This is a genomic window from Tahibacter sp., assembly GCF_032229445.1.
GTDB lineage: Bacteria > Pseudomonadota > Gammaproteobacteria > Xanthomonadales > Rhodanobacteraceae > Tahibacter.
Genome location: NZ_JAVTWC010000056.1, coordinates 1 through 22,358, shown reverse-complemented (window position 1 = coordinate 22,358; position 22,358 = coordinate 1). Strand labels below are relative to the sequence as shown.

Below are 22,358 nucleotides of genomic sequence, written 5' to 3'. Positions count from 1 at the left end.
TGCCCTTGCAGGCTTGCGTCCCGGCCGGCCTCGCGGCCGTGGCCGCAACGCCGAGGATCACGCCTCTTCCGGCTCGAACTCCGGCGTCGACACCGCGCGCTTCTCCGGCATCATCTTGATGCGCAGGGCAGCCTCGATCTGTGCGGCCATGTCCTTGTGCTCGCGCAGGAAGTTGCGCGCATTGTCCTTGCCCTGGCCGATTCGCTCGCCGCTGTAGCTGTACCAGGAGCCCGATTTTTCCACCAGCTTGTGGTCCACACCCAGATCGATCAGTTCGCCTTCCTTGCTGATGCCTTCGCCATAGAGGATTTCGGTGAAGACCTGCTTGAACGGCGGCGCGAGCTTGTTCTTGACGACCTTGATCTTGGTCTCATTGCCGATGATCTCGTCGCCCTTCTTGACCGAGCCGATGCGGCGGATATCCAGGCGCACCGATGCGTAAAACTTGAGCGCGTTGCCGCCGGTCGTGGTTTCCGGATTCTGGCCCGGCATCATGTTGCCGATCTTCATGCGCAGCTGATTGATGAAGACGACGAGGCAGCCGGATTTCTTGATGTTGCCGGTGAGCTTGCGCAGCGCCTGGCTCATGAGACGGGCCTGCAGGCCAACCTGCATCTCGCCCATCTCGCCTTCGATTTCAGCCTTCGGCGTCAGTGCGGCGACCGAGTCGATCACGACCATGTCGACCGCATTGGAACGCACCAGCATGTCGACGATTTCCAGCGCCTGCTCGCCCGTGTCGGGCTGGGAGACAAGCAGGTCGTCGACGTTCACACCGAGCTTTTCGGCGTAGCTCGGGTCCAGCGCGTGCTCGGCGTCGACGAAGGCCGCAGTACCGCCCATACGCTGGCAGCTCGCGATGGCCTGCAGGGTCAGCGTGGTCTTGCCCGAGGACTCCGGGCCGTAGATCTCGACGACGCGCCCGCGCGGCAGACCGCCGATGCCCAGAGCCATGTCCAGCGCAAAGGAACCGGTGGAAATCGCATCGATGGGCTCGGCGACCTTGTCGCCCATGCGCATCACCGCGCCTTTGCCGAATTGCTTCTCGATCTGGCTCAGGGCCGAAGTGAGCGCCTTGCGCTTGTTGTCATCCATTGCCATTGCTGAATTCCTCGTCATAGGGGTTTGCGCCGCGCAGTGTCGACGCCGGCGTTCTCACGCGGCGAGACGAAGTGGTACAGACGGCGAACAGACTGCCGGATTATTCCACACCCGGACCGGACCGGCCCGCATGCGGCGCGGGCCGCGTCAGGCGCTAAGAATTTTCTGAACGCCGGCGAGCGCAACGGCAACGGTGTGACGGCGTACCGCCTCGCGATCGCCGTCGAAATGGAATACCTCGGCGTGAGCGTAGCCGCCACGCCGTTTCCAGCCGATCCAGACGGTGCCTACAGGCTTGCCCGGCGTCGCACCGCCGGGTCCGGCGATTCCGGTCACCGCGACCGCGACCGATGCACCGTAGCGGGCGAGCGCGCCCGACACCATCTCGACCACGGTCTCCTTGCTGACGGCACCGTGCTGGGCCAGTGTTTCGGGCCGCACGCCCAGCAGGGCCTGCTTGGCTTCATAGCTGTAGGCAACGAGGCCGGCCTCGAACCAGGCCGAACTGCCAGCGATGTCAGTCAGCGTCTTGGCGATCCAGCCGCCGGTGCAGGACTCGGCCGTGACCAGCATCTGAGCGCGCTGTTGCAGGATGTGCGCGACGACCTGGCCCAGCCGGAACAGTTCGTCATCGTCAGGTGCGCCGGGCTCGGACATGAAATTTCCTGTACGGGTGAAAAAGGCCATTGCCACCCGACGATGTCGGACGTCGGGGTGTTCTAGCTCAAAAGCAGGTGCGCGCCAAGCATTGCGAGGTGCCGTCGCTGCCCAGAGGGCGGTCTTGCCGACCGCATTGCGGGGAAGCCCGGATCGCGGTCGAGGCCTCCGTACTCGCTATCGCTGTACGGCGCATAGGCAGCTCGTGCCCGGTCGCGGGCATATGGAGTCGCCGGGTGCTGCGCTGTCATCGGGGTTCCATGACTTACGACATAGACCGAATTGTCTAGACAATTCGGTCTACCAATCCTATGCTGCGTCCGACCCGAAATGCGCCGAGTCATGCATGCCGAAGAATCGCCCCAAGACCCCGAAGCCGACCGCGGCCGAACTCGATCTGCTGCGGGTGATCTGGCGCCTTGGTCCGTCCACCGTCAAGGACCTGCACGCCGCACGCCTGAGTGATCGCCCCGATCTCATCTACGCCACGGTCCTGCGCCTGATGCAGGTCATGCACGGGAAAGGCCTGCTCACGCGTGACGAGAGCGAGCGTTCGCACGTCTACGCCGCCGCGCATGCGCAAGACGCGCTGCAGACCAATCTGCTAGGCGACCTTATCCAGAAAGCCTTCTCCGGCTCTGCCAAAAGCCTCGTGCTGGCCGCGCTGCGCAAACATGTCAGCAGCAAGGAACGCGAAGAGATCAGGCGTTTCCTCGCGGAGAACCCGGATGAGTGATTTTCTCGCGACCGTGGCTCCCGCGCTGGGTCACGCACTGCTGCATTTTCTCTGGCAGGGCACGCTGATTGGCGTGCTCGCGATGCTCTCGTTGTACGGTCTGCGTCATGCACGGCCGCAGGCGAGATATACCGTCGCATGTCTCGCCTTGCTCGCCTGTGTGCTGGTGCCTGGCCTGACCCTGGTCGCGCAGCTCACCGCGACCGCGCTGCCGGCGTCATCAGCCCTGATGCGACCACTCTTCTCGCCCATCGGCGGCGGTTCGGGCGCATCCACCGGGCAGCACTTGCTCGCATTCGCCGTCACGACGCCGTTCACCGACTTGTCGAGCCGGGTCGTCGCGCTATGGGCCGCCGGCACCAGTGCCATGTTCCTGCGTCTGGCCCTGGGCTTGGCCTGGGTCCGGCACATGCGTCGATCGCCACAGAACGCGCTGCACACCGCGTGGCAGAACCGTCTGGATGCCTTGGCAGTCCGCTTCGGCTTGCGCCATGGCGTGCTGCTCCACCTGGTCGATTCGCTCGACTCGCCGATGTCGGCGGGCTGGTGGCGCCCCGTCGTGCTGGTCCCCACCGCATTGCTGGCGCGCATGCCGCCTGAACTGATCGAAGCATTGCTGGCGCACGAGCTGGCCCACATTCGCCGGCATGACTACCTCGTCAACCTGCTGCAGAACATCGCGGAAGCCCTGTTGTTCTATCACCCGATCACGTGGTGGCTGTCGCATCGCATCCGCGTCGAGCGGGAGCTGATCGCCGACCAGCTCGCGGCCGGCGTCATCGGCACACCGCGCCACCTCGCGCTGGCGTTGTCGGAGCTGTCCGACCTCCAGCACATCCACCCGATTATGCGTGTGGCGCAGTCAGCCTGCGGCGGCGATCTGCTGTCACGGATCCAGCATCTCGTGCGTCCCAGGAAATACAGGCACGGTCGCGCCATGCTCGTCTTTCCGTTGCTTGGATTGGCCGCGGCCTGCACCGCCGCTTACGCGTTTGCGTCGATCCCACCCTCCGGCCCCGCAGCGGTGGCCGATGTCGTTCGCCGCACGCCCCCTGACCATGTGTCCGACGCACCGATGCGCGCCACATTCGCGCTCGTCCCGGAGACCGGCGACGCCATCCCGATCTGGGGTCCGAGCGATGATTTCACGGCGATCGAGGCGGCGAGACGCAGCGTCCAGGGCGAATTTCTCTGGGTCCGCCGTGGTGGCGTGGACTACGTCATCACCGATGCTTCGCTGCTCGCCCGCGCTCGCCAGGCCTGGCAGGAAACCGACACGCTGAGCCAGCAGATCGACCTGTTGAATGCAGCGATGGCTATCCGCCATCACAAGGCCACGATGTTGCGCGACCGCGTGGAAGCGATGTCCGCGCCGATCGAGCCCTCGTCCGACGAACTCCAGGCACAGTCCGACTGGGATGGCGTGATTCGTCAGCAGCAGGCCGAATCCCATCGTCAGCAAGCCCTGGAAAAAGCCTGGAACGCGCTCGCCACCGAATCGGAGCGTGCGATGGAGCCCGTGCACGCGCTCAGTCAGCAGATCGAGTCGCTCAACCACCGACGGGAGAAGGCGGCGGAACGGACCGGGCGCGAGTTGCGAAACCTCATGGACAACGCACTGGCGCTGCGCCTCGCGAAGCGAGCCCCACCGCGCGCCTGACCGCCTGCAACGCCCAACCCGACGGTGACTGCCGATGCTTCGGTTACACGCCACCAGGCGACGAGGCAGCGGCGACCATGCCCTGCAATTCCGTCTTGGAGACGTCCGTGAAACTCTGCCTTCCTTTCATCGGCTCGCTATTGATGGCATGCACATCGGTGCTCAGCGCCCGGACCGGCCACCCAGCCGGCATATCCGGATCCACCGAAGACGCCGCGAGAATTCTCACCACTGACACGCCGCTGGCCACATCGGCCGGGCACGGCTTCATCGCGCCCGCTGGTTGGTCGGTCAAGGCAGCGGGATCGTCCGTGGTTCTGACCGCGCCCGAAGGTGGCTCCCACATCGTTCTGGTCGACGTCATCGCCAAGGACGCCGAAGCCGCAGTCGCTGCCGCCTGGGCAGCCTATGATGCCCAGGCGCGACCGCAACTCGAAAGCGCCAGCGACGGCGCCCCGCGCAATGGTTGGGAGCAGATTCGAAACTACCGATACGCAACGGCAGCGAAAGACCGGCGCGAAACCGCGGCGCGGGCCATGCGGCACAAAGATCGCTGGATCGTCGCGATCCGCGACATGACGACAGACGTCATGGCCCGGCGCGACGCGCAACTGGAACTGATCTTTGGCCGACTGCAGCCGCAGGGCTATACCCGCGAGTCCTTCGCCGGCAGGACCGCGCACACGCTCGACGCGGCGCGTGTCGAGGCGTTGAAACAGTTCGTCGACGACGCACGCCGGCAATTCGACGTTCCCGGCGTGGCCATCGGCATCGTGCAGGGCGGCAAGGTCGTGCTCACGCAAGGCTTCGGCGTGCGCGAGCTTGGCAAGCCCGAAACCGTCGATGCCGACACCCTGTTCATGATCGCCTCCAATACCAAGCCGCTGACGACGCTGATGCTGGCCAAGCTCGTCGACGCGGGCAGGTTCACCTGGGAAACGCCCGTTACGCAGGTGCTGCCGACGTTCAAGCTCGGCGATGCGGACACGACTCGCAAGGTCCTGATGAAACATCTGGTCTGCGCCTGCACGGGCCTGCCGCGCCAGGACATGGAATGGGTGTTCCAGAGCGAAGACACGACAGCGGCATCGGCATTGACCACGCTGGCCACGATGAAACCGACCAGCGGATTCGGGGAAATCTACCAGTACGCCAACCTCCCGGCGGCGGCGGCGGGGTTCATTGGCGGGCATGCGCTCTACCCGGAGCGGGAGATGGGTGCTGCCTACGACGCTGCCATGCAAACGCTGGTGTTCGAGCCTCTCGGCATGAAATCGACCACGCTCGACTTCGACCGCGCACTACGCGCGGACCACGCTTCACCGCATTCGGAAGATGTGGACGGCATGACCGTGCCGGCCAGCATGGACCTGCAATACACCGACCTTCCCATCCGTCCCGAAGGCGGTGCATGGAGCAGCGTCAACGACCTGCTCCGCTACGTACAGATGGAACTCGACAAGGGCTTGCTGCCCGATGGCACGCGCTACATCGCCGAAGCGCCGCTGCTGGCGCGCCGCGTGCAGCAGGCATCGCGCGGCAACGACCTCGGCTACGGCATCGGCCTGAAGATCGACCGCAGCAGCGGCACTACGCTGCTGCACCATGGCGGCAGCATGTTCGGCTTCATTTCCGACGTGATGTGGCTGCCGGAACACAACGTCGGCGCCGTCATACTGACCAACGCCGACCAGGGCGGCATCAGCATTCGCGGGCAATTCCGGCGACGCCTGCTGGAAGTACTGTTCGACGGCCAGCCGGAAGCAGTCACGAACCTGGCGACGCAAAGCCGGCGCATGAAAGAAGACGTCGAAACCCGGCGCAAGACCCTGACGGTGCCGGCCGATCCGGCGCTGGTACGAACACTGGCCGGCCGCTACCACAACGCGGAACTGGGCAACATCGACATCTCACGCAAAGGCGCCACGACCTGGCTCGACGTAGGTGGCTGGCGCAGCGAACTGGCTTCGCGCCGCAACAGCGACGGCACTGTGGCCCTGGTCACGATCTCGCCAGGGCTGGCCGGTTGGCTGGAGTTCGCAGTCGCCGTCAACGAGGCGCGGCCGTCGCTGGTGCTGCACGACGAGCAGCGGGAATACGTTTTCGTCGCCGCAGACAATCGCTGCGGCCCCATCGGTGCCGGGCACGACAGGGATTCCGCACCGGCGCAACCCACGTCGCTCACGCCGTAGCCCCAGGTGTGGGCAGCGCCAGCAACACGCGACGGACGAATTGCTCGAGACATCCTGCGGAGACGACTCAGCCTCGCCTGCGAATCCGAGGCGCGCGCAATGGCGCAGGGCAGCATGTCCGGCAGCGCGATCGAGGGGCTTGGCAAGTCTTCGGCTCGGGACGTACTGGCCAAAGGACATTGGTCCGACATCGCCTAATACCACGAGGAATCAGGACCCATACGCCGTCCCCGGGGCGCCATGCATCGCGGGTTATGCAGCAAGCTGCATCTTTTTCCAGTTGTCTTCGCGTCCGGAACCGCCGTGGCGGTTGTAGCCGTCCCTGATTCTCGGGAGGCTGCGGGCAGTCGCTCCTTCATGCTTCGGTCGCGCGATCACCGCGGATCGGGGCGGGATGCGTGTAGTCGGACTCGTCCATTCCAGACGTCGCGAAGTAGATACACAAAAGCAAAAAACCCACGAGGCAGCAGACACGGCTCTTTCTGTAGGTTTGGTGTTTTCAAGAGAACACATGCAGCACGCGCTTGCCTGCCGCGTCGGTATTGACCGAACAGGCCATCTAGCTCAGCGGTCAACCATGGCCGCTGTGCGGAACTGCCCCGGACTCGCCCCGGCAATCCTGCGCATCAGCCGCCGCAGTGCGGTGGCGTCCTGGTAGCCGACGGCGGCGGCGATCTGGTCGATGGTCATGCGGCTGTTCTGCAGCAGGGTGCGGGCGCGCCGCAGCTTGATGCTTTGCACCAGGCCGCTGGTGCTCTTGCCGGTGGCCTGGCGCACGTGGCGGGATAGGGTCCGTTCGGAGACGCACAACTCGCGCGCGAGTTGAGAGATTGGCGGCACCTGCGGCAACGACTTTTCCAGGCGAGCGCTGAGCTGCGCGACCAGGGCGTGACCGCTGGCCAGCACCTCGGGCACGACAAACGCTGCCTGCGAATGTCGATGTTCCAGCAGCAGCATGCGCGCGACCGATTCGCTGAGCTGGGGCCCAAAGCGTTCGCGCAACAGATGCAGCAGCAGGTCTGCGTGGGCGAACGCGGCGCCGGCGGTTACCACCGGGCCGTCGGCGCAGACCATGCGGTCCGCATCGACCTTGCAGTGCGGCGATAACCGCGCCAGCACCGGCGCAAGCCACCAAGTGGTGGTGGCGCGCCTGCCTGCGAGCAGGCCGGCCGCATGCAGTACGAACACCGCTGAGCACGAGGCTGCGACCTGACCGCCGCAAGCCACATGCCGGGCAAGCCGCCGCGTGATCGCGTTGCCATGTGGCGTCTGCATCTGCGCCAACAGTGCCTGCGGGTCGGCGCCCAGGCCCGGGATCACGCAGATGGATCGCATGCCCTGCCGCCGCGGCGGCAGGCGCCGCGTCTGCACACTGATGCCGTCGCGCAGGTGCAGGCAGCCGCCTTCCAGCGAATAGAGGCCCCAAGTCGGCACCGCCGTGCCCTGTTTGGCCGCCAGTTGTGCGGCGGCATCGAGGATGTCGCGGCTCATCGCCACGCTGCTCGGGTAGGCGCCGGGGAACACCAGCACCTCGAAATCCTTCATGTCCGCTCCAGCCCGAAAGCTGTCAGATTGGACACCAGGCCGGCCGCCCCTGTCGAGGCTGTAATCCTCGCCGCCAACGACTTCCACGGGCCGGCGATGCCGACGATCACTACCCTGCTGCTGTTCTCCCTCGCCGTGCTCGGCCTGCTGCTGTCGCCGGGACCGAACATGGTGATGGTCGTTTCGCAAGGCCTGTCCCACGGCGCCCGCGGCGCGGTGGCTTCTGCCGCCGGCATCTTTTTCGCCGATGTATTGATGACGGCGTTGGTCTGTACCGGCATCGCCGCAGCGGCGGCGGCCTGGCCCGCCTCGTTCGAACTGCTGCGCTGGGGCGGCGTGGCCTACCTGCTCTGGCTGGCCGGCAAAGCCCTGCGCCAACGCGATGCGGCACCGACAGCGTCACCCACTCCGGGCTCGGCCTGGCAGGCGCTGCGCAACGCCTGCGTGGTCAGCCTGTTCAATCCGAAGGCGCTGCTGTTTTTCCTGATGTTCCTGCCGCAGTTCGCCGATCCGCGCCGCGGCAGCATCAGCGCGCAGCTGCTGGTTCTGGGATTGCTGCTGTCCACGCTAGCCCTGGTTTTCCACGCGCTTTTAGGCCTGGCCGCGGGACGCGTGGCCGCCGTGCTGCGTGGGCGCCTGCCCGAACTGCGCTGGCTGCATCGCCTGCAGGCCGGTGTGCTGCTCGGCCTCGCGCTGCGCCTGCTGCTGTTGCAACGGCCGCTGTCGGCCTGATTCCTACCCCGCAGAGCTTTCTATGCACGCCTGCTCCGATTCCACCTGCTCCGATTCCGCCTGCACCGATTCGCTCGACGACCCGCTCACGGATTTCGACCCACGCCACTACACCTTCGACGGGGCGGAGAAACACGTATTCGTTTCCGGCCGCGGACCCGCGGTGGTCGTACTGGCCGAGATGCCCGGCATCAGCCCGCATGTGGCGCGCTTTGCCCGCTGGGTACGCCAGGCCGGTTTCAGCGTCTACCTGCCGTCACTGTTCGGTGTCGATGGCGCCTGGCCATTGGCCGAGGAAGGGCTGGCCGTGCTGCGCCGAGCCTGCATCAGCGCCGAGTTCCACGCGCTGGCCGGCCGCGGCGCCAGCCCGGTGACGGCCTGGCTGCGCGCGCTGGCGCGCCAAGCGCTGGCCGAATGCGGCGGTCCCGGCGTGGGTGCGGTCGGCATGTGCTTCACCGGCAACTTCGCGCTGTCGATGATGCTGGAACCGGCTGTGCTCGCCGCAGTGCTGGCGCAGCCTTCGCTGCCACTCGACGACGCGGGCGCGGTCGAGAGCAGCGCAGAGGAACTCGCAGCGATCCGGCGGCGGCTGGAACGCGAGGGCTTGTGCGTACTGGCCTACCGCTTCGAGGGCGACCGCCACTGCCGCGCCGAACGCTTCTCTGCCTACCGCGAATCACTGGGCGAGCGCTTCGTGGGCCAGGTGCTGCCGGACAGCGCGGCGAACACCGATCCGCCGCCGTTCTTCCGGGACGTCGTCGCCAGTCCCCACAGCGTGCTGACCGCGCACCTCATCGACGCCACGGGCGAACCCACGCTGCGGGCGCGCGACGAGGTACTGGCTTTCCTGCGGCAGCGCCTGACGGCCGCACGCCCCGCCGACAAGGAATTCACGGCATGAAATTGGGATTCATCGGCATCGGCCACATGGGCGAGCCCATGGCCGCCAACCTGTTGCGCGCCGGTGTTGCGCTGACGCTGTGGAATCGCTCGCCGGACAAATGCCAGGCGTTGGCCGCGCTGGGCGCCACTCTCGCGCCCTCGGCCGATGCGCTGTATGCCGCGTGCGACACCGTGCTGCTGATGCTCTTCGACAGCGCTGCCATCGATGATGTGCTGGGCCGCGGCAGCGCGGCCTTTGCGGCGCGGGTCAGCGGCCGTACCGTGGTCAACCTGGGCACCGCCGCGCCGGCCTATTCCCAGGCGCTTGAGCGGGACATCCGCGCGGCAGGTGGCCGCTACGTGGAAGCGCCGGTATCCGGCTCACGCGGTCCGGCCGAGCGCGGTGAACTGGTGGGCATGCTGGCCGGCGACAGCGACGCGGTCGAGCAGATCCGGCCGTTGCTGCGCCCCCTGTGCGTGCGCTCATTCGACTGTGGCGCGGTGCCCGGCGCCCTGCGCATGAAGCTCGCGGCCAATCACTACCTGGTCGGCACCGTGGCCGTACTTGCGGAAACGATGCAGGCGGCAGCGCTGGCGGGCCTGGACCTGCGCCTGCTGCAGGAAGTGCTGGATGCCGGCCCCATGGCCAGCGCCGTCTCGCGCGCCAAGCTAGACAAGCTGGTGCGCAAAGACTTCAGCCCCCAGGCCGCAATCCGCGACGTCGCCACCATCGCCGAACTGGTGCTCGCCGAATGCGCGCGCAGCGGCGCCGACGCGCCGCTGGCGCGCCAGTGTGCCGCGCTGTACCGCCGCGCTGCAGAGTCGGGTCACGGCGACCTGGACATGGCGGCCGTCATCCACGCTTTTGGACAAGCATCGTCATGATTGTTAACTTTTCCCTTTTTCATCATGTGATCCGGAACGGGTTCGGACGGGATTGCGCACTGGCCCTGATCGCCTGGCTGGCAACGGCCACTGCATCGTTGCAGGCAACCGAACTGGTGCCGGTGGCCGAAGTCGCCGCCGATTACGTCAAGCCACAGCAGCGCATCGACCTGGGCGATGGCCGCCGCATCAATCTGTACTGCAGGGGCAGCGGCAGCCCCACGGTGGTGTTCGACGCCGGCCTGAGCGACTGGTCCAGCACCTGGGCTCTGATCCAGCCCGCCGTGGGCAAGCACACGCGCGCCTGTGCCTATGACCGACCCGGCATGGGCTACAGCGATACCGCACCCGGCCGGCGCACGCCGCGCCGGGCAGTGGAAGATTTGGCCCGGCTGCTGGACCGCGCCGGCATCGAGGGCCGCGTGTTGCTGGTCGGGCATTCCCTGGGCGGCTTCCACGCGAAATTGTTCGCGGCCCTGTATCCCGCCCGGGTCGCCGGCCTGGTGCTCGTCGATCCGGCCGAAGACCGCCTCTGGCAGCGCGTGACGCCGGCGCTGGGAAAGCGCTTCGATCCGGCACTGGTACGCAGTGCCGTGCGCGAGGACGAGGAAGGCATGGCCGCCGCCGTGGCCCATCTGCGCGAATGTGCCGGCTGGGCGCGCGCCGGCGAACTCAGTGATGCGCGCTACCTGACCTGTACGGATCCCGTGCGCCGGCCGCTGGGCGAAACTATCGTCGCGGAACGGCGCCGGCTGCAGCCGCTGCCGGCGTACCAGGAGGCCCAGGCCGCCGAGATCGGAGCCTTCATGTACTTGCACGATGCCGAGGCCGACGCAACCTACGCGCGCCTGTTCGACCGCAGGCTGGCCCTGGGCGAGCTGCCGTTGATCGTGCTGACCCACGGCTTTTACGACATGTCGGAGGACAACAGCGAGGTGCACTACCTGTCCTGGCGCATGGCGCACGCGCAGACCGCCGCCCTGTCCAGTCGTGGCAGTCAGCGCATGGTGCCCAACTCCCTGCACAACCTGCAGATCGACAGCCCGGCAGCAGTCGTGGACGCGGTACTGGCGGTGCTGCAGATGGCGCGTGAAACGCATTCGCCCGCCGCCGCGCAGACAAGCCCTGAAGCTCCGAACTGATCCGACAGCAGTCCCGCGCGCCAGCGCCCGGCGGTAAACGGCGCCGACGGACCAGGGGCTGCCGCAGCAGCCTGCGGTTTTGCACCGTTGTTCGATGTTCCATTTTGCACAAGGTACGGAAATCCGATGCTACGCGTTCTTGGCTATGCGGCTTCGCTGAATGTGCGCAAGGTGTTGTGGGCCTGCGAAGAGCTGGGACTCGCTTACCGGCGCGAGGACTGGGGCGGCACGGCGCGGCCGACCTCAGACCCAACCTTCCTCGCGCTCAACCCCTTCGGCATGGTGCCGGTGATCGACGACGACGGCGTCATCGTGCGCGAGTCCAACACCATCCTGCGCTACCTGGCCACCCGCCACGGCCGCGTCGACCTGCTGCCCACCGACGCCGCCGCCCGCGCGCCGATCGAGGCCTGGATGGACTGGCAGATCTCCGACTTCAACGACAGCTGGCGCGTGGCGTTCCAAGGCCTGGTGCGCCGCCATCCCGAGCATCAGAACCGCGCCCGGATCGATGCCTCGGTCGCGGCGTTCTCGCGCCTGGTCGCCCTCGTCGATGCACGCCTGGCCGACACCGGCGGCCACATCGCCGGTCCGGCGTTCACGCTGGCCGACATCCCCATCGGCCTGTCCATACACCGTTGGCTTTCCCTGCCCGTGCCCAAGCCGCAGTACCGCGACGTGGACCGCTATTACACGCTGCTCTGCGAGCGCGCGGGATTCCGCCTGCACGGCCGCGACGCCGGCCCATGAAAAACCGCACGCTACCGCAGAACGCCGAATGCCTTTTCACACGCTACAAGGCCTGGGCGGATGCAATTTTCCTATCCGTGGTCGCCGGTCTGCCGTCGCACGAACTGATCGCGCCACGTCCCATCGGTTTCGGCAGCCTGATCCGCACGCTGAATCATTCCTACTGCATGGACGTGGTCTGGCGAGCGCATCTGCTGGGCCGGCCGCACGGCCTGACGACGCGCAACCCAGCCGAGCATCCCGCCATCGACGCGCTGGTCCAGGCCCAGCAAAGCATCGATGCTTGGTACATCGACTACGCCGCGTCCCTGTCCGGCGCCGACCTCGCCGAGGTCGTCGAATTCACCTTCATCGGCGGGGGGCAAGGGGTCATGACCCGCAGCGCCATCCTGCTGCACGTGGTCAACCACACCACCTATCACCGCGGGCAGGCGGCCGACATCCTCTACCACCTCGGCGTGTTTCCACCGGCGACGGACCTGCCGGTGTTTCTGCGCGCGGCGGGTGGCGAGTCGGACGAATTCAGCCGGTACACAACCTAGCCCCCTCCCGCCGCTCTGCCGCTGGCTCCGATTACCGATCGGCTTGTCCGTTGGGTCGGGCAGTCCAAAGATCGAGCCGCGCGGACGCGATGCTGGGGAAATCACGCGCTTCGCCGACCTTAGCCTTGACGACAGCATCGCCCACCCGGCGCTAGACGATGTAGGTCTTCTGGGTGGCGTTCACCTTGACGGCAAATCCGGGCAGCGCGTCGGGGTGCGCGTCGGACACGATGTAGGGCGTTCCCGATGTGTTGGGCACGTAAACTACGCGACCCGACGGGTCCAGATCAGGCCCAGCGCCGAAGGCCAGCTCGTGAAGCACGAGGGTCTGAGATAGCTCCATTTTCATGGGAAAACTCACTGTAGCCCAGGAAATGGCCCCTCGAGGGCAAAGCTACCCACTGGGCTACGTATGGGCTACAGATCGGAGCGCAAAGTGTGTTTTTTGGGACGGTAGCTGGCAAGAAATGGCGGAAGCTCACGGAAGCCGAGAGACAGGAAAAGCTGTGAAATCAGAAGCTAAGAAGAAAGAACCGACCAACGGCGCAGCGACCTCCGAGCACACGCCGCTGATGCGCCAGTAACAGCGTAGGTTCCGAAATCGTGATTTTCAATCGATTTCCATGCAATTTTATCACTGACAACTGCGAACCTTACCTCTGTGGACACCGGCATGGACACATTTCCTATAACCGTTCACCGCTTCCCGCAGCACCCGATCACTGTGGACACAGACAGGCAGCGGGCGTGTTTTTGAGTAGCGACGCCCGCTAGCAGTCAGTCCTCGTCCGGCGTCAGGATGGTGGCGACGCATTCACGTTGATCCCCGGCCCGAGCATCAGCGCCAACCTAGTCAGCTTAGGCCGGCGTCCACCGCGCGGCACAACCCGCACCTCGAACTCTACTCGACCATTGTGGCCCCGGCGGGCCGCAGCACGTGCCGCCAGCGACGCCATCCACATGACGTCCCACAAACGCCCCGACTCGTCCTGCGGCGTTCTCTCATCCGGACTCCAGCAGACGCAGGTCGCCCAGACCCGGGCGGTCAGGGCGACTGGAACCTGGAAGCCCGCCTCTTTGGCCATAACGCCAGCCTCCATGAGCACCCCGTCCTTCAGGGCTTCGCTGCGGGTGTAGGTGTGGATCACATCAGCGTCGGTAAACATGCTTCGCTCTTTCCTTTCTGGTCCGGCCCGGACAATCCGTCCCGGATGGTCCGGATGGACACCCCCTGCCCGGAGGGAGGCGCGGTCCAGCTTGAGCGCAGCGAAACGGAGCCGGCTGGCGCGGGCTGGAGGGAGGAACGACCGACGACACGGGCCGGTGACGGGGGCTTGACCGAGGAAGCCGAGCGTGAGGGCTGCTTTTGCTTCGTTCTCCGCTTTCCCGTGGGAGGGACCTACGTCTTACGGCAGTAGGCAAGGTGGGCCAGAGCCGACGCGGGGACTCTGCATGGGAATCGGAGGCATCGGATGATCGGCCTGCATCGACCAACCGACTCGGCGGATCTTCAACGCCTCACGGCCGACCGTGAATCCTGACCACAGTTGTTCCCTACTTTCAGCAGGTTTTTCCTATGGCCTACGTTTACCTGATCTCCGAAGAACCTCATCCCGGAGAAGTCAGCGGCCCCTGGACCAAGATTGGCTACACGAAAAACCCACCCGAGTGGCGTCTGGACGCCAACCTGACGCGAGGCAACTCCCGCGTCCTATCCGTCCTCACCGCATTCAAGTACCCCACCGAGGCTGACGCGCAGGCGGCCGAACACCGGTCCCGTCGCCTTGGGGAAGGAGACAAGCTGCTGGCAGTGAATCACCGCCCAGCACGGCCGCCCACCCCGAGCTGGCGCGGGCGGGAGAACAGTGAAAGCGACTACACCAGTTTGGGCGCTGCTAGACCGAGGGAGCCGAGCGTGAGGGCCGATCTGTGCTTTTCCTCTTTGCTGTGAGAGGAACAGCCGTCGAATGACAGATGCACACTAGTTGCTAGCCGTGTTCCTCACGGCCGCCGTCATGAGGAGTCAAATCGACCGCCCCGGCAAGAGCGCCCCTCACCTCATACGCCTTCGTTTTCCAGGTTTGCCATGCCCTACGTTTACCTGATCGTTGAAGATCCCCATCCCGGAGAAGTCGTTGATAAATGGACCAAGATCGGCGCCACGATCCGCCCCCCCCCCGAGTGGCGCATGCATACCAACATGGACCCGGGAAACTGTCGCGAGTTGTCGGTAGCTGCCGCCTTCAAGTATCCAACCGATGCAGCCGCGTGGGCCGCCGAGACGCAAGCACATCAACACTTTGCCAGCGTTCGCGGCCGTCAGAAGTAGTTCCGCATTCCGTGGCGGCAGGTGGATCAGTGGCTCATCAGCGCCGGCGCTATTCGGCGGACAGCTGAGGACATCGAGGCTGACAAGGCGAAGTACGCATGAACGATTCCGGCAACCCGATCCAAGACGCCACGACGACCAGATCCGGTCAGCGATAGAACACCTTCGGGGCAAACCCGTCTTCAGGTCGGTGGATGTAATCCGAACGATCTCGGGTTCTATCATCGGGAAGTTGGTGTGCGAGGTGCGTCTCCAAACGGCATGTTCGGCAAGCGACCCACGCGGCACGCACATGAGTTTGGCATCTTCCGCGTGTCACCGGACCAGACTGTCGACGACGGAGAGGCAGGGACGGCAACAGCTGCAATTTGGCGGCACGCATCGTAGCTACGGCGCAGGCTTAGCATACCGAGATTCCAGTGGGATGCAGACGTGATTCCCTCTCATCGTCTTACTTCTTGCAAATACGCGACAGGACGCAGCGAACATTCATATTTGTGAATGTGAAGACGAACCCGAAAGTTGCGGCACACCAATCCACTCTACATAAATCCAATTTGATCGGAGTACACTCGACCCGGACCGAGGGCGCAACGACAAAAGCAATATCGTACCGGCCGCCGCTTCATGTGGTGCCGTGAATGACCTTGATTCCTTCGTACGCTACTAAAAGGGGAAGCGTGATGAGATCGAGTATTCGCTGTCTGGCGTTGGGATTTTTTGCCCTTTTGCTCGGCGCTTGCGCTGCCAGCAGCACCAAGAAAAAGGATCATTTCCACAACGACGTGGCGGCCTCTGTTCAACCTGATCAGATTTCTGCTCGATGGAAAGAGCTCTCTGACAACAAGCCGGCAGGCTTCAGCAATTCCGATTACGTTCTGATCGGATTTAGCCTTGCGGACAGCGCCTGCAACACTTACTTCGATCGGCTGATTCTGGCTTCCAATAAGCTACGCATGAGCAGAGCAGATGTAGTCGCCGTCGGAACGGCGGCAGCAACCATCATGTCGCTCGCCAAGTCGACCGCTCGCCAGATTGGCATCGTCGCCGCCGCATTCGGCCTCGGCTCCACGATTCTCGACAACACTCAACAATACCTCTACATAACGCCATACCCGGAAGAAACGCGAAAACTTGTCGAAAAAGCAATGTCCAGATATCGAGAGAGCGATCAGATTAAGAAGGTCGATTCAATCGCAATGGCGGACGATTTGGTGGCGGGCTACGCTCGCCTATGTACCTACTCAAGTATCACGCAACTCGCGAAGGATGCGATCTCGGGATCTCGCGCTTTGGATGACTCGAAACCTAGCTCAGCCGCTACTTCGGACCAGAAGATCGTTCTGCAGTCGGCGCAAACTGTGCTGGGACTCGCGGACAAGGAAATCACCAATACCCAGTGGGCTTCTATAACAGCAATAAGCCAACTCGGCGACGCTAGCGCCAAGCGCCGCAAAGAGCTATTGGATGCATTGCCGGACAACATTCGCAAAGCAATCTGGCTGGATGACAAGCCGACGGAGAACTTCCTCATTGTCACCCCATTACTGAAAAGCTTCGCTAGCAAGAATCCCCAGTTCAGCGCGATGGTAGAAAAGCTACGGGACCCTACCAAGTCCCCCGGAGCTTTGCAGTTTGATGCATCTTCTGAGTCCACCGAAAAGAGACAGATCGTCAACCCCAGTTACGTTAGACCCCACATCGTGATTGACAATCGATAGGCGGAGGTCGCCGTGACGTCGCAACGGTTGACGCGCCCACTTTGGCGACTCCCTCTAGGTTTCCTTTTCGCCTGGCTGTCGGCTAGCGCGACGGCAGTGGACTACGGCCGCCATATGTGTGTGGGTGACCCTCGAAACACGGAGGCGCTAGTGCTTGTCAATGTCGACGAGCTTTGCAATCGAGGCCCGCCTAAACAACCCGACATAAGGTACGCCCAAGAGAGAGGCTCCGACGAGCAGCGGCGCCTGTCTAAACGGATCTGCTCAAACCCTGCGCATCGTCTAGTCTGGTCGATCGGCCGGGAAGACGCCAGTATTCCCGAAATCCTGAGAAGCTCACACTTGGATATCCGTATCGAGGATCGACCAGGATTTCTCGACGATGTGAGCCGCAGTGCTTTTTCTGCCGACTTACTTGCTTCGTTAGCTATATGGCGCTCGGCATGCCGCGCGTGCGCACCGCTGTCGTGGTCGATAGTTCGCGTTGATAGCGACGTGTATGTCTCAAGCTATCTCAAATCTCATCTTGACGACCTCATAGCGAGTGCAAAGCACCCTAAGAAGACCTTCCGCTGGCCTGACCATCTGAGCGCCTGGATGCTGGGGCGAGGTCAGACAAGCGCGCGAAACACAACCGATCCTTACGTCCACATCTCAGCGGACACCCAGCGCTCATACGTCCGCGCCTTGGAGACTGTCAGGCCGCCACGTTATTGGGTGGACATGCCGGACAATTTAGGCGCGTCCAACATCGCAACGAGTCCAACCATCCTTAAAATTTCTCTACCGGATAGCGGAACAACGTGTGCGCGTCCGACGAAAGTGGCAGGTAACGATGACAACTGGATACCGAAGGACTTCGCAGCGGAGCCTATGAAGTTCTGTGACTCCGTGCTTCAACCGCCTCCAACGTCGGCAACTCCACCCCCGGTTGCTGACATTGTTGGATGCGCCGGCCCAACAATTGGCGTAGAGCTCAACCCGCTTTATTTCGGGTATGTGGCTAGTTCAGGAGTTGTGATCGGAAAAGGGACGCATAAGGTCGAACTTCTTTCGGCGCTCCTTCACGAGACGGGCCATTGGATCGGGATCAGGCACGTACAGGAGACCATGAATCTGTGGGGCGAGTGGAACGGCCAATCGCCGGAGACTCTACTCAAACACTGTCGGGCGGACTTTTCTTTCGAGGAATATCGAGCAGCAGTCTGGTCCGTGGCTTGCGCCACCGCGACGGAACGTGACAAGTGCAGGATGTCGGTCAACAGCCGCCAGCAAACCGTGATGCCGTCGTTTGCTGCGATGAGCGACCGCATTGGGCCGGAGACCAAATATTGCATCACGAACGCCGATCGGAACGCACTGGAGGCAAGCATAAACTTCGAGAGTCCTTACAGGCTTGACGATAGCGGCGGCCTGCATGCCCTTCTATTTGATAGGGAAATGCCTCTGGATCCTGACCTTCGCGATGGTGGCAAATGTCACGCTCGTCGAAAGTGAGCCGCGAACCCCTATCGGTAATGCTGACTTCGTAAGTTTGCTTCTGTCCGCGCGTCATCGGTGCTCGCCGCTACCACCGCACCTGGCGTTTGTCGTAGTGAGTAGTTGCGACTCTGCTGATCCTTTCGGCCGGATTGGATGGTTGGCCCGCCGCTCAACGTCATGTTGCTGAGTCGGATGAGTTGAGAATTTTCGGAAAGCTGTGATTGTCATCATTTCGCCGCACGGCTTGCACGCAACAGCGCCCGCACCGGTCACCAGGAGACCTCATATGCCACGTCTAGTCTTTCTCGTACTGGTAAGTGCGATCTTGGTGAGCCAGGCAAAGGCGGAGTCAGCTGAGACGGCAACGTCCGCTCAGAACTGGTGTGCGCAGGCGGAAGCGAGCCTTGTTGACGAGCTGGGCGGAGCAGCAAAGTGCTCAGCCGTGAAAAAGCGCTGTGTTCTCATGAACAACTATTGGTGCCAGAAGCATGGAACGACTCCCTGGAAGGGAACCCCAGGAGCTGACGGCAAGGATGGGATGCGGGATGTCGATGGTCATGCAATCTTCGCTGCCGCCGAATGGTCTGTTCGGGCGATTGCCATAGATATTCGCACGAAGTATCGAAGAAGGCTGACTTCGGCCATCGATATCGCCTCCCAATACTCCCCATGGTGTGACACGCTAGGCTCCAAAGCTGTGGTTGATGGAAGTGGCAGGAGTTGCAGGGATGGCAGGGCCGCTCCTCCGCCAGGCTTTTCTGGACCTATTTGCGACGCGCCGAAGTCGGCGAATCCGTCAATCTCGGACTGCAAACCTGGCTGCAACTGTCCGCCGTCGGCAGCAGCAAAGTTGATTCAGGATATCGGAACGGACGTGAACGCAGATCTGGAGCTTTTTGACAAAGACGGAAAGCCGCTAGCCAACTTGTCTATTTTTCTGCGCAACCTCGCGGCGCAGGAACAGGGCATTTACGTGCGCGAGAGTGTTATTGCCGCAGGTATTGCCAAGCTGTCGCAGTAACCAGCGAAACTCCAACGTCGCTGCTCCCCTGGCGTTTGCCTCACGAACCGGCTGGCGCTAGTCGGTCGCGGGTTGAACTCAGTCGATACATCGCGTCAGTTTCGGTTGCGTCTCTAAACCGGGGAAGCGATATCGAAAATTGTGCTTGGCAAGAACTCAGGAAGCGAAATATTGGCGACCCTGAGGTTGGATATCTGTGAAACGGGCTCGCTCCCTAGCTCGACGCTCGTCCGATCTCCTTTCGTCGCCTAGCTGCTCGTTTCGCCGCCGTGCTTGCTATGAGCATGGCATCCCACAGTACCTGGAGCCGGTTCAGTTTCCGGCCGCTCCAAGCATTCGACGGGGGCGGCAGCGGTCAGTACCACGGGACACGAAAACCCGCCTCTGCGGACTGGGATGACATAACAGGCGCGCCGTCCCGGATGACGAGGACTCGAACAACAGCGTCCGTCATGCGAGGTCAGCCGCTCAGCGGACACTAGCTTTAAAGCTCGGCCGCTTTGACACTCGCTGGTACAAGAGGGGACGGATATGCGATCTGACGATGTTGTCCCGGCCGGAAAGCGGCGCTTCCGATTCCCCGCCGTGCTGCTCGCCGCCGCCGTTGGCAGCTACTTGCTACTGATCTTTGGAGCCAGTTGGATCGCCGACGCGATCTATGCCAACGTCAATGCGGATGAAATCCGCGAAATGCCGGAGTCGGTGGTCGCACTGCCGCCGGCATCGGATGGCCAGCAGCTGCTCGGCGGCAGGGGCGAAGGATTGAGCTGCTCGATTCCTGCGCTACTCGCTCCGTTGTTCGACTTTCGACCGGTCTCCATTCAGTTCCGACAGGCTTGCATCGCGCACGATTTCTGCTACCGGCACGGCGCAGCGACGTACGACTACACGCAGCTCGATTGCGACCGACAGCTGCAGGAAGATGCCTTTCGCCTTTGTAAGTTCGTGTTTACTAAAGAACGTCAGCCGCTGTGCCAGTCGCAGGCGCGCCAGGTTCTGTTGGGCGTTCGCTTAGGTGGCGCCGGTTCTTTCCGACCGGATGCGTCGCTGATAGGTTGCGCAGATGGCACGTCCTGCGATTACCCAGATCCGCTGCACGTGAGTACCTACTTCGAGTACGAAGCTCTGCCGCGCGCACGCGATGAATTCGTTGTCGCACGTCTGGCACCGATTCCCCGACAAGCAATGTCGGATCTGCTCGGCAACGGATTGTATTATTTCATCGTCAGCCCATCAGCCATTGTAGTGCGGGTCTACGGTATTCGCCCGAACGGATCCGTGATCGAACTGGAGGATCTTCGGCGCCAGATCCGTGGCAGCGCAGCCTTCTTGCCGGCACCTCCCGAGATCATCGACGGGCGCTTCTACTGGTGGCGCCGGGACAGCCGTTCAAACACCGTGGGGAGTGCGCGAGTGCTCGATCCGTTGACTGCGTCGGAATCGGATTGGGCCGATGCGCTGCATTGCGCCAAAGCGACATGCGCAGAAGAGTCCGGCGATCCTGAGTCTCTGCGCATGCAGCCGCTGGCGTTGTCGCAAGGCAACCGGCTGGTTGGTCTGACGACCCACAGTTGTGGCAAGTTTGGCGGAGAGAGAAGTGAACCTTGCCTCGTGTCAATGGAGTCGCCCGCCTCGTTGCAGATGTGGCCAGTGCGTGCCGATTATTTTAACGATCTCGAACACAAGGACAGATACAAGAGCCTCGCGCTAAGCCCGTGGTTGAGTGGCCAGGGTCAAGCGCCAGTGCTGTTCTTCACTCGTCGCGACGCCGTGTATGACCGCAAGCCGGCGGATGATCTCTCACTGTTCCGTGTCCCGTTGCCGTCGCCGACGCTACAAGGAGCAGCGGTGCCAGCAGTGTTTGCTTATCGCGACTGGCGCGAGGACGACGAGCCGTTTCTCATGCGCGACGTCGAAAGGCCGGAGCTGCTATCTGTGCGACGCGACGCCTCAAACCCACAAGCGGCGATGCGTATCCATCGCCAACGCGGCGACAGCGCAGGGCGCTTCACCACCTGCGTGGAGCTTGGCGGCGACTGGTTGGATCTCGCCCCTGTGTTTCTGGGCCCCGATCTGCACTCAGCCATATTCCGCCGGCTGTCGCTGCCACGTCGCGGGGAAGCTACCGCCGAGTCGTTGCGGATGGAGTTTCGGAAGGTGGCGTTTACGGAAACGGGCTGCGAACTCGTGGCGCAAGCTGACATCGACTTCTCGCATGATGCGGCCGAGAACTATGCGGGTAAGGACGCGTGGAGCAACCGCACTCGTCTCGTCGCACTGCTGGTCGGTCAGACCATCGTTTCCGATATTGATGGAAACGGAAAAATCGACGTCATCGTGACGCAACCCGAAAAGGGAGCACGCACATTGGTACGGATGGACTTGCTTTGATGGAGGCCATCACGGGTGATCAATCTTCCCCCGGCCTCATGATGGTCGCCACCGGCCTGTGGTCGTCCCCCGGCCCAACATGCAGAACCAGCGTGGTCAGCTGAGGCACCTCCCCGCCTCGGGGCACTACCTCGAGTTCGAACGTCACCCGATCCCCCTCGCCCCGCCGGGACGCTGACCGAGCAGCAACGGCCGCCATGAACACGACGTCCCAAAGTCGCCCGACTCGTTCTGGATGGCTGGTTCGATCTCGGGCCAGGCAATCCATTCAGCCCAGACGGCCGCCGTCACTGCTACGGGACCCGGAACCCGGCTGCAGCCGCCTGGGATGAGACGTCGACCAAGCCGCCGTCCTGAATAGCTTGGGCACGGGTGTAGCTGAAAACGACATCGATGGGCTCGAACATCGTTGGTCTCCGTGCTGGTCCGGTTCCGACACCGTTTCCGGTATATAGGGACGGACACCCCGCTGCCCGCAGTGAGGCGCGATCAAGCAAGGCCGTAGGCCGAGCACCCTCAAACTGGCGCGGGCCAGAGCGACCAGGGGAGCTGGATATTCCGCCCATGAGAAGCCAGCGTTCCGGCTGATG

Annotated in this window: 21 protein-coding genes; 14 read left to right on the top strand and 7 right to left on the bottom strand. The window is 63.4% G+C overall.

The genetic code is table 11. The features are described 5' to 3' along the window. Positions 1-57: 57 nt before the first annotated feature. Positions 58-1,095, bottom strand: a complete 1,038-nt coding sequence (recA, locus tag RUU78_RS10900) for a recombinase RecA (protein ID WP_313916568.1) — start codon at positions 1,093-1,095, stop codon at positions 58-60. Between the two features lie 153 nt (positions 1,096-1,248). Continuing rightward, entirely contained in the window at positions 1,249-1,758 is a 510-nt protein-coding gene (locus RUU78_RS10895) for a CinA family protein (RefSeq protein ID WP_313916488.1), read from the bottom strand. A 346-nt stretch (positions 1,759-2,104) separates the two neighbouring features. Here RUU78_RS10895 and RUU78_RS10890 point away from each other — a divergent pair, with 346 nt between their 5' ends. Next, positions 2,105-2,494, top strand: coding sequence for a BlaI/MecI/CopY family transcriptional regulator (locus tag RUU78_RS10890; protein ID WP_313916486.1), 390 nt, complete (start codon positions 2,105-2,107; stop codon positions 2,492-2,494). Next, complete coding sequence (locus tag RUU78_RS10885; RefSeq protein ID WP_313916484.1) at positions 2,487-4,154, top strand: M56 family metallopeptidase; 1,668 nt, start codon at positions 2,487-2,489, stop codon at positions 4,152-4,154. Before RUU78_RS10890 ends, RUU78_RS10885 begins: the two co-directional genes overlap by 8 nt. A gap of 43 nt (positions 4,155-4,197) precedes the next feature. Here the strand turns inward: RUU78_RS10885 and RUU78_RS10880 are convergent, their stop codons facing one another. After that, positions 4,198-4,449: a hypothetical protein gene (locus RUU78_RS10880; RefSeq protein ID WP_313916482.1), complete on the bottom strand. Its 252-nt coding sequence runs from the start codon at positions 4,447-4,449 to the stop codon at positions 4,198-4,200. A 16-nt stretch (positions 4,450-4,465) separates the two neighbouring features. Between RUU78_RS10880 and RUU78_RS10875 the strand changes: the two genes are divergently transcribed. Then, positions 4,466-6,346, top strand: a complete 1,881-nt coding sequence (locus RUU78_RS10875) for a serine hydrolase domain-containing protein (RefSeq protein WP_313916480.1) — start codon at positions 4,466-4,468, stop codon at positions 6,344-6,346. A 564-nt stretch (positions 6,347-6,910) separates the two neighbouring features. On the opposite strand, the gene RUU78_RS10870 is transcribed toward RUU78_RS10875, so the two are convergent. Further along, positions 6,911-7,891, bottom strand: coding sequence for a helix-turn-helix domain-containing protein (locus RUU78_RS10870; protein ID WP_313916478.1), 981 nt, complete (start codon positions 7,889-7,891; stop codon positions 6,911-6,913). A 96-nt stretch (positions 7,892-7,987) separates the two neighbouring features. On the opposite strand from RUU78_RS10870, the gene RUU78_RS10865 reads away from it, so the two are divergent. The 6 genes from RUU78_RS10865 (at position 7,988) to RUU78_RS10840 (ending at position 12,824) form a co-directional block, all read left to right on the top strand. Further along, on the top strand, positions 7,988-8,623 hold the full coding sequence (locus tag RUU78_RS10865; protein WP_313916476.1) for a LysE family translocator: 636 nt from the start codon (positions 7,988-7,990) through the stop codon (positions 8,621-8,623). Between the two features lie 22 nt (positions 8,624-8,645). Further along, positions 8,646-9,524 (top strand): dienelactone hydrolase family protein, encoded by an 879-nt coding sequence (locus RUU78_RS10860; protein WP_313916474.1) that lies wholly within the window; start codon positions 8,646-8,648, stop codon positions 9,522-9,524. Continuing rightward, positions 9,521-10,390, top strand: a complete 870-nt coding sequence (locus RUU78_RS10855; RefSeq protein ID WP_313916472.1) for an NAD(P)-dependent oxidoreductase — start codon at positions 9,521-9,523, stop codon at positions 10,388-10,390. Before RUU78_RS10860 ends, RUU78_RS10855 begins: the two co-directional genes overlap by 4 nt. After that, positions 10,387-11,532 carry an alpha/beta hydrolase gene (locus tag RUU78_RS10850; RefSeq protein WP_313916470.1) on the top strand — a complete coding sequence of 382 codons (1,146 nt, stop codon included), beginning with the start codon at positions 10,387-10,389 and terminating at the stop codon, positions 11,530-11,532. Before RUU78_RS10855 ends, RUU78_RS10850 begins: the two co-directional genes overlap by 4 nt. A 126-nt stretch (positions 11,533-11,658) precedes the next feature. Next, the gene (locus RUU78_RS10845) at positions 11,659-12,282 is read left to right on the top strand and encodes a glutathione S-transferase (protein ID WP_313916468.1); all 624 of its coding nucleotides are present in this window, start codon (positions 11,659-11,661) and stop codon (positions 12,280-12,282) included. Beyond that, entirely contained in the window at positions 12,279-12,824 is a 546-nt protein-coding gene (locus tag RUU78_RS10840; protein ID WP_313916466.1) for a DinB family protein, read from the top strand. The genes RUU78_RS10845 and RUU78_RS10840 overlap by 4 nt, the downstream gene beginning before the upstream one ends. A gap of 151 nt (positions 12,825-12,975) precedes the next feature. Here the strand turns inward: RUU78_RS10840 and RUU78_RS10835 are convergent, their stop codons facing one another. Then, a complete protein-coding gene (locus RUU78_RS10835) occupies positions 12,976-13,173 on the bottom strand; it encodes a hypothetical protein (RefSeq protein WP_313916464.1) in 198 nt (65 codons plus the stop codon). A 445-nt stretch (positions 13,174-13,618) separates the two neighbouring features. Then, the gene (locus RUU78_RS10830; protein WP_313916463.1) at positions 13,619-13,990 is read right to left on the bottom strand and encodes a DUF6573 family protein; all 372 of its coding nucleotides are present in this window, start codon (positions 13,988-13,990) and stop codon (positions 13,619-13,621) included. Positions 13,991-14,910: 920 nt separating this feature from the next. Here RUU78_RS10830 and RUU78_RS10825 point away from each other — a divergent pair. The 5 genes from RUU78_RS10825 to RUU78_RS10805 all read left to right on the top strand — a co-directional run bounded on the left by RUU78_RS10825 (position 14,911) and on the right by RUU78_RS10805 (position 21,768). After that, complete coding sequence (locus RUU78_RS10825) at positions 14,911-15,153, top strand: hypothetical protein (protein WP_313916461.1); 243 nt, start codon at positions 14,911-14,913, stop codon at positions 15,151-15,153. 683 nt (positions 15,154-15,836) lie between these two features. After that, complete coding sequence (locus RUU78_RS10820) at positions 15,837-16,874, top strand: hypothetical protein (RefSeq protein WP_313916459.1); 1,038 nt, start codon at positions 15,837-15,839, stop codon at positions 16,872-16,874. Positions 16,875-17,984: 1,110 nt separating this feature from the next. After that, positions 17,985-18,371 carry a hypothetical protein gene (locus RUU78_RS10815; protein ID WP_313916457.1) on the top strand — a complete coding sequence of 129 codons (387 nt, stop codon included), beginning with the start codon at positions 17,985-17,987 and terminating at the stop codon, positions 18,369-18,371. Between the two features lie 271 nt (positions 18,372-18,642). After that, the gene (locus RUU78_RS10810) at positions 18,643-19,377 is read left to right on the top strand and encodes a hypothetical protein (protein ID WP_313916455.1); all 735 of its coding nucleotides are present in this window, start codon (positions 18,643-18,645) and stop codon (positions 19,375-19,377) included. 531 nt (positions 19,378-19,908) lie between these two features. Next, positions 19,909-21,768, top strand: coding sequence for a hypothetical protein (locus tag RUU78_RS10805; RefSeq protein WP_313916453.1), 1,860 nt, complete (start codon positions 19,909-19,911; stop codon positions 21,766-21,768). Between the two features lie 19 nt (positions 21,769-21,787). Here the strand turns inward: RUU78_RS10805 and RUU78_RS10800 are convergent, their stop codons facing one another. Continuing rightward, on the bottom strand, positions 21,788-21,967 hold the full coding sequence (locus tag RUU78_RS10800) for a DUF6573 family protein (RefSeq protein ID WP_313916451.1): 180 nt from the start codon (positions 21,965-21,967) through the stop codon (positions 21,788-21,790). Positions 21,968-22,358 lie beyond the last annotated feature (391 nt).

Bases quoted from the DNA above. Each gene is read 5' to 3' on its own strand.
- RUU78_RS10865 (WP_313916476.1), top strand. From the start codon at position 7,988: ATGCCGACGATCACTACCCTGCTGCTGTTCTCCCTCGCCGTGCTCGGC.
- RUU78_RS10840 (WP_313916466.1), top strand. From the start codon at position 12,279: ATGAAAAACCGCACGCTACCGCAGAACGCCGAATGCCTTTTCACACGC.
- RUU78_RS10855 (WP_313916472.1), top strand. From the start codon at position 9,521: ATGAAATTGGGATTCATCGGCATCGGCCACATGGGCGAGCCCATGGCC.
- RUU78_RS10890 (WP_313916486.1), top strand. From the start codon at position 2,105: ATGCCGAAGAATCGCCCCAAGACCCCGAAGCCGACCGCGGCCGAACTC.
- RUU78_RS10860 (WP_313916474.1), top strand. From the start codon at position 8,646: ATGCACGCCTGCTCCGATTCCACCTGCTCCGATTCCGCCTGCACCGAT.
- RUU78_RS10870 (WP_313916478.1), bottom strand. From the start codon at position 7,891: ATGAAGGATTTCGAGGTGCTGGTGTTCCCCGGCGCCTACCCGAGCAGC.
- RUU78_RS10805 (WP_313916453.1), top strand. From the start codon at position 19,909: ATGCGATCTGACGATGTTGTCCCGGCCGGAAAGCGGCGCTTCCGATTC.
- RUU78_RS10845 (WP_313916468.1), top strand. From the start codon at position 11,659: ATGCTACGCGTTCTTGGCTATGCGGCTTCGCTGAATGTGCGCAAGGTG.
- RUU78_RS10895 (WP_313916488.1), bottom strand. From the start codon at position 1,758: ATGTCCGAGCCCGGCGCACCTGACGATGACGAACTGTTCCGGCTGGGC.
- RUU78_RS10850 (WP_313916470.1), top strand. From the start codon at position 10,387: ATGATTGTTAACTTTTCCCTTTTTCATCATGTGATCCGGAACGGGTTC.
- recA (WP_313916568.1), bottom strand. From the start codon at position 1,095: ATGGATGACAACAAGCGCAAGGCGCTCACTTCGGCCCTGAGCCAGATC.
- RUU78_RS10830 (WP_313916463.1), bottom strand. From the start codon at position 13,990: ATGTTTACCGACGCTGATGTGATCCACACCTACACCCGCAGCGAAGCC.
- RUU78_RS10810 (WP_313916455.1), top strand. From the start codon at position 18,643: ATGCCACGTCTAGTCTTTCTCGTACTGGTAAGTGCGATCTTGGTGAGC.
- RUU78_RS10820 (WP_313916459.1), top strand. From the start codon at position 15,837: ATGAGATCGAGTATTCGCTGTCTGGCGTTGGGATTTTTTGCCCTTTTG.
- RUU78_RS10825 (WP_313916461.1), top strand. From the start codon at position 14,911: ATGCCCTACGTTTACCTGATCGTTGAAGATCCCCATCCCGGAGAAGTC.
- RUU78_RS10800 (WP_313916451.1), bottom strand. From the start codon at position 21,967: ATGGCGGCCGTTGCTGCTCGGTCAGCGTCCCGGCGGGGCGAGGGGGAT.
- RUU78_RS10815 (WP_313916457.1), top strand. From the start codon at position 17,985: ATGAATCTGTGGGGCGAGTGGAACGGCCAATCGCCGGAGACTCTACTC.
- RUU78_RS10885 (WP_313916484.1), top strand. From the start codon at position 2,487: ATGAGTGATTTTCTCGCGACCGTGGCTCCCGCGCTGGGTCACGCACTG.
- RUU78_RS10835 (WP_313916464.1), bottom strand. From the start codon at position 13,173: ATGAAAATGGAGCTATCTCAGACCCTCGTGCTTCACGAGCTGGCCTTC.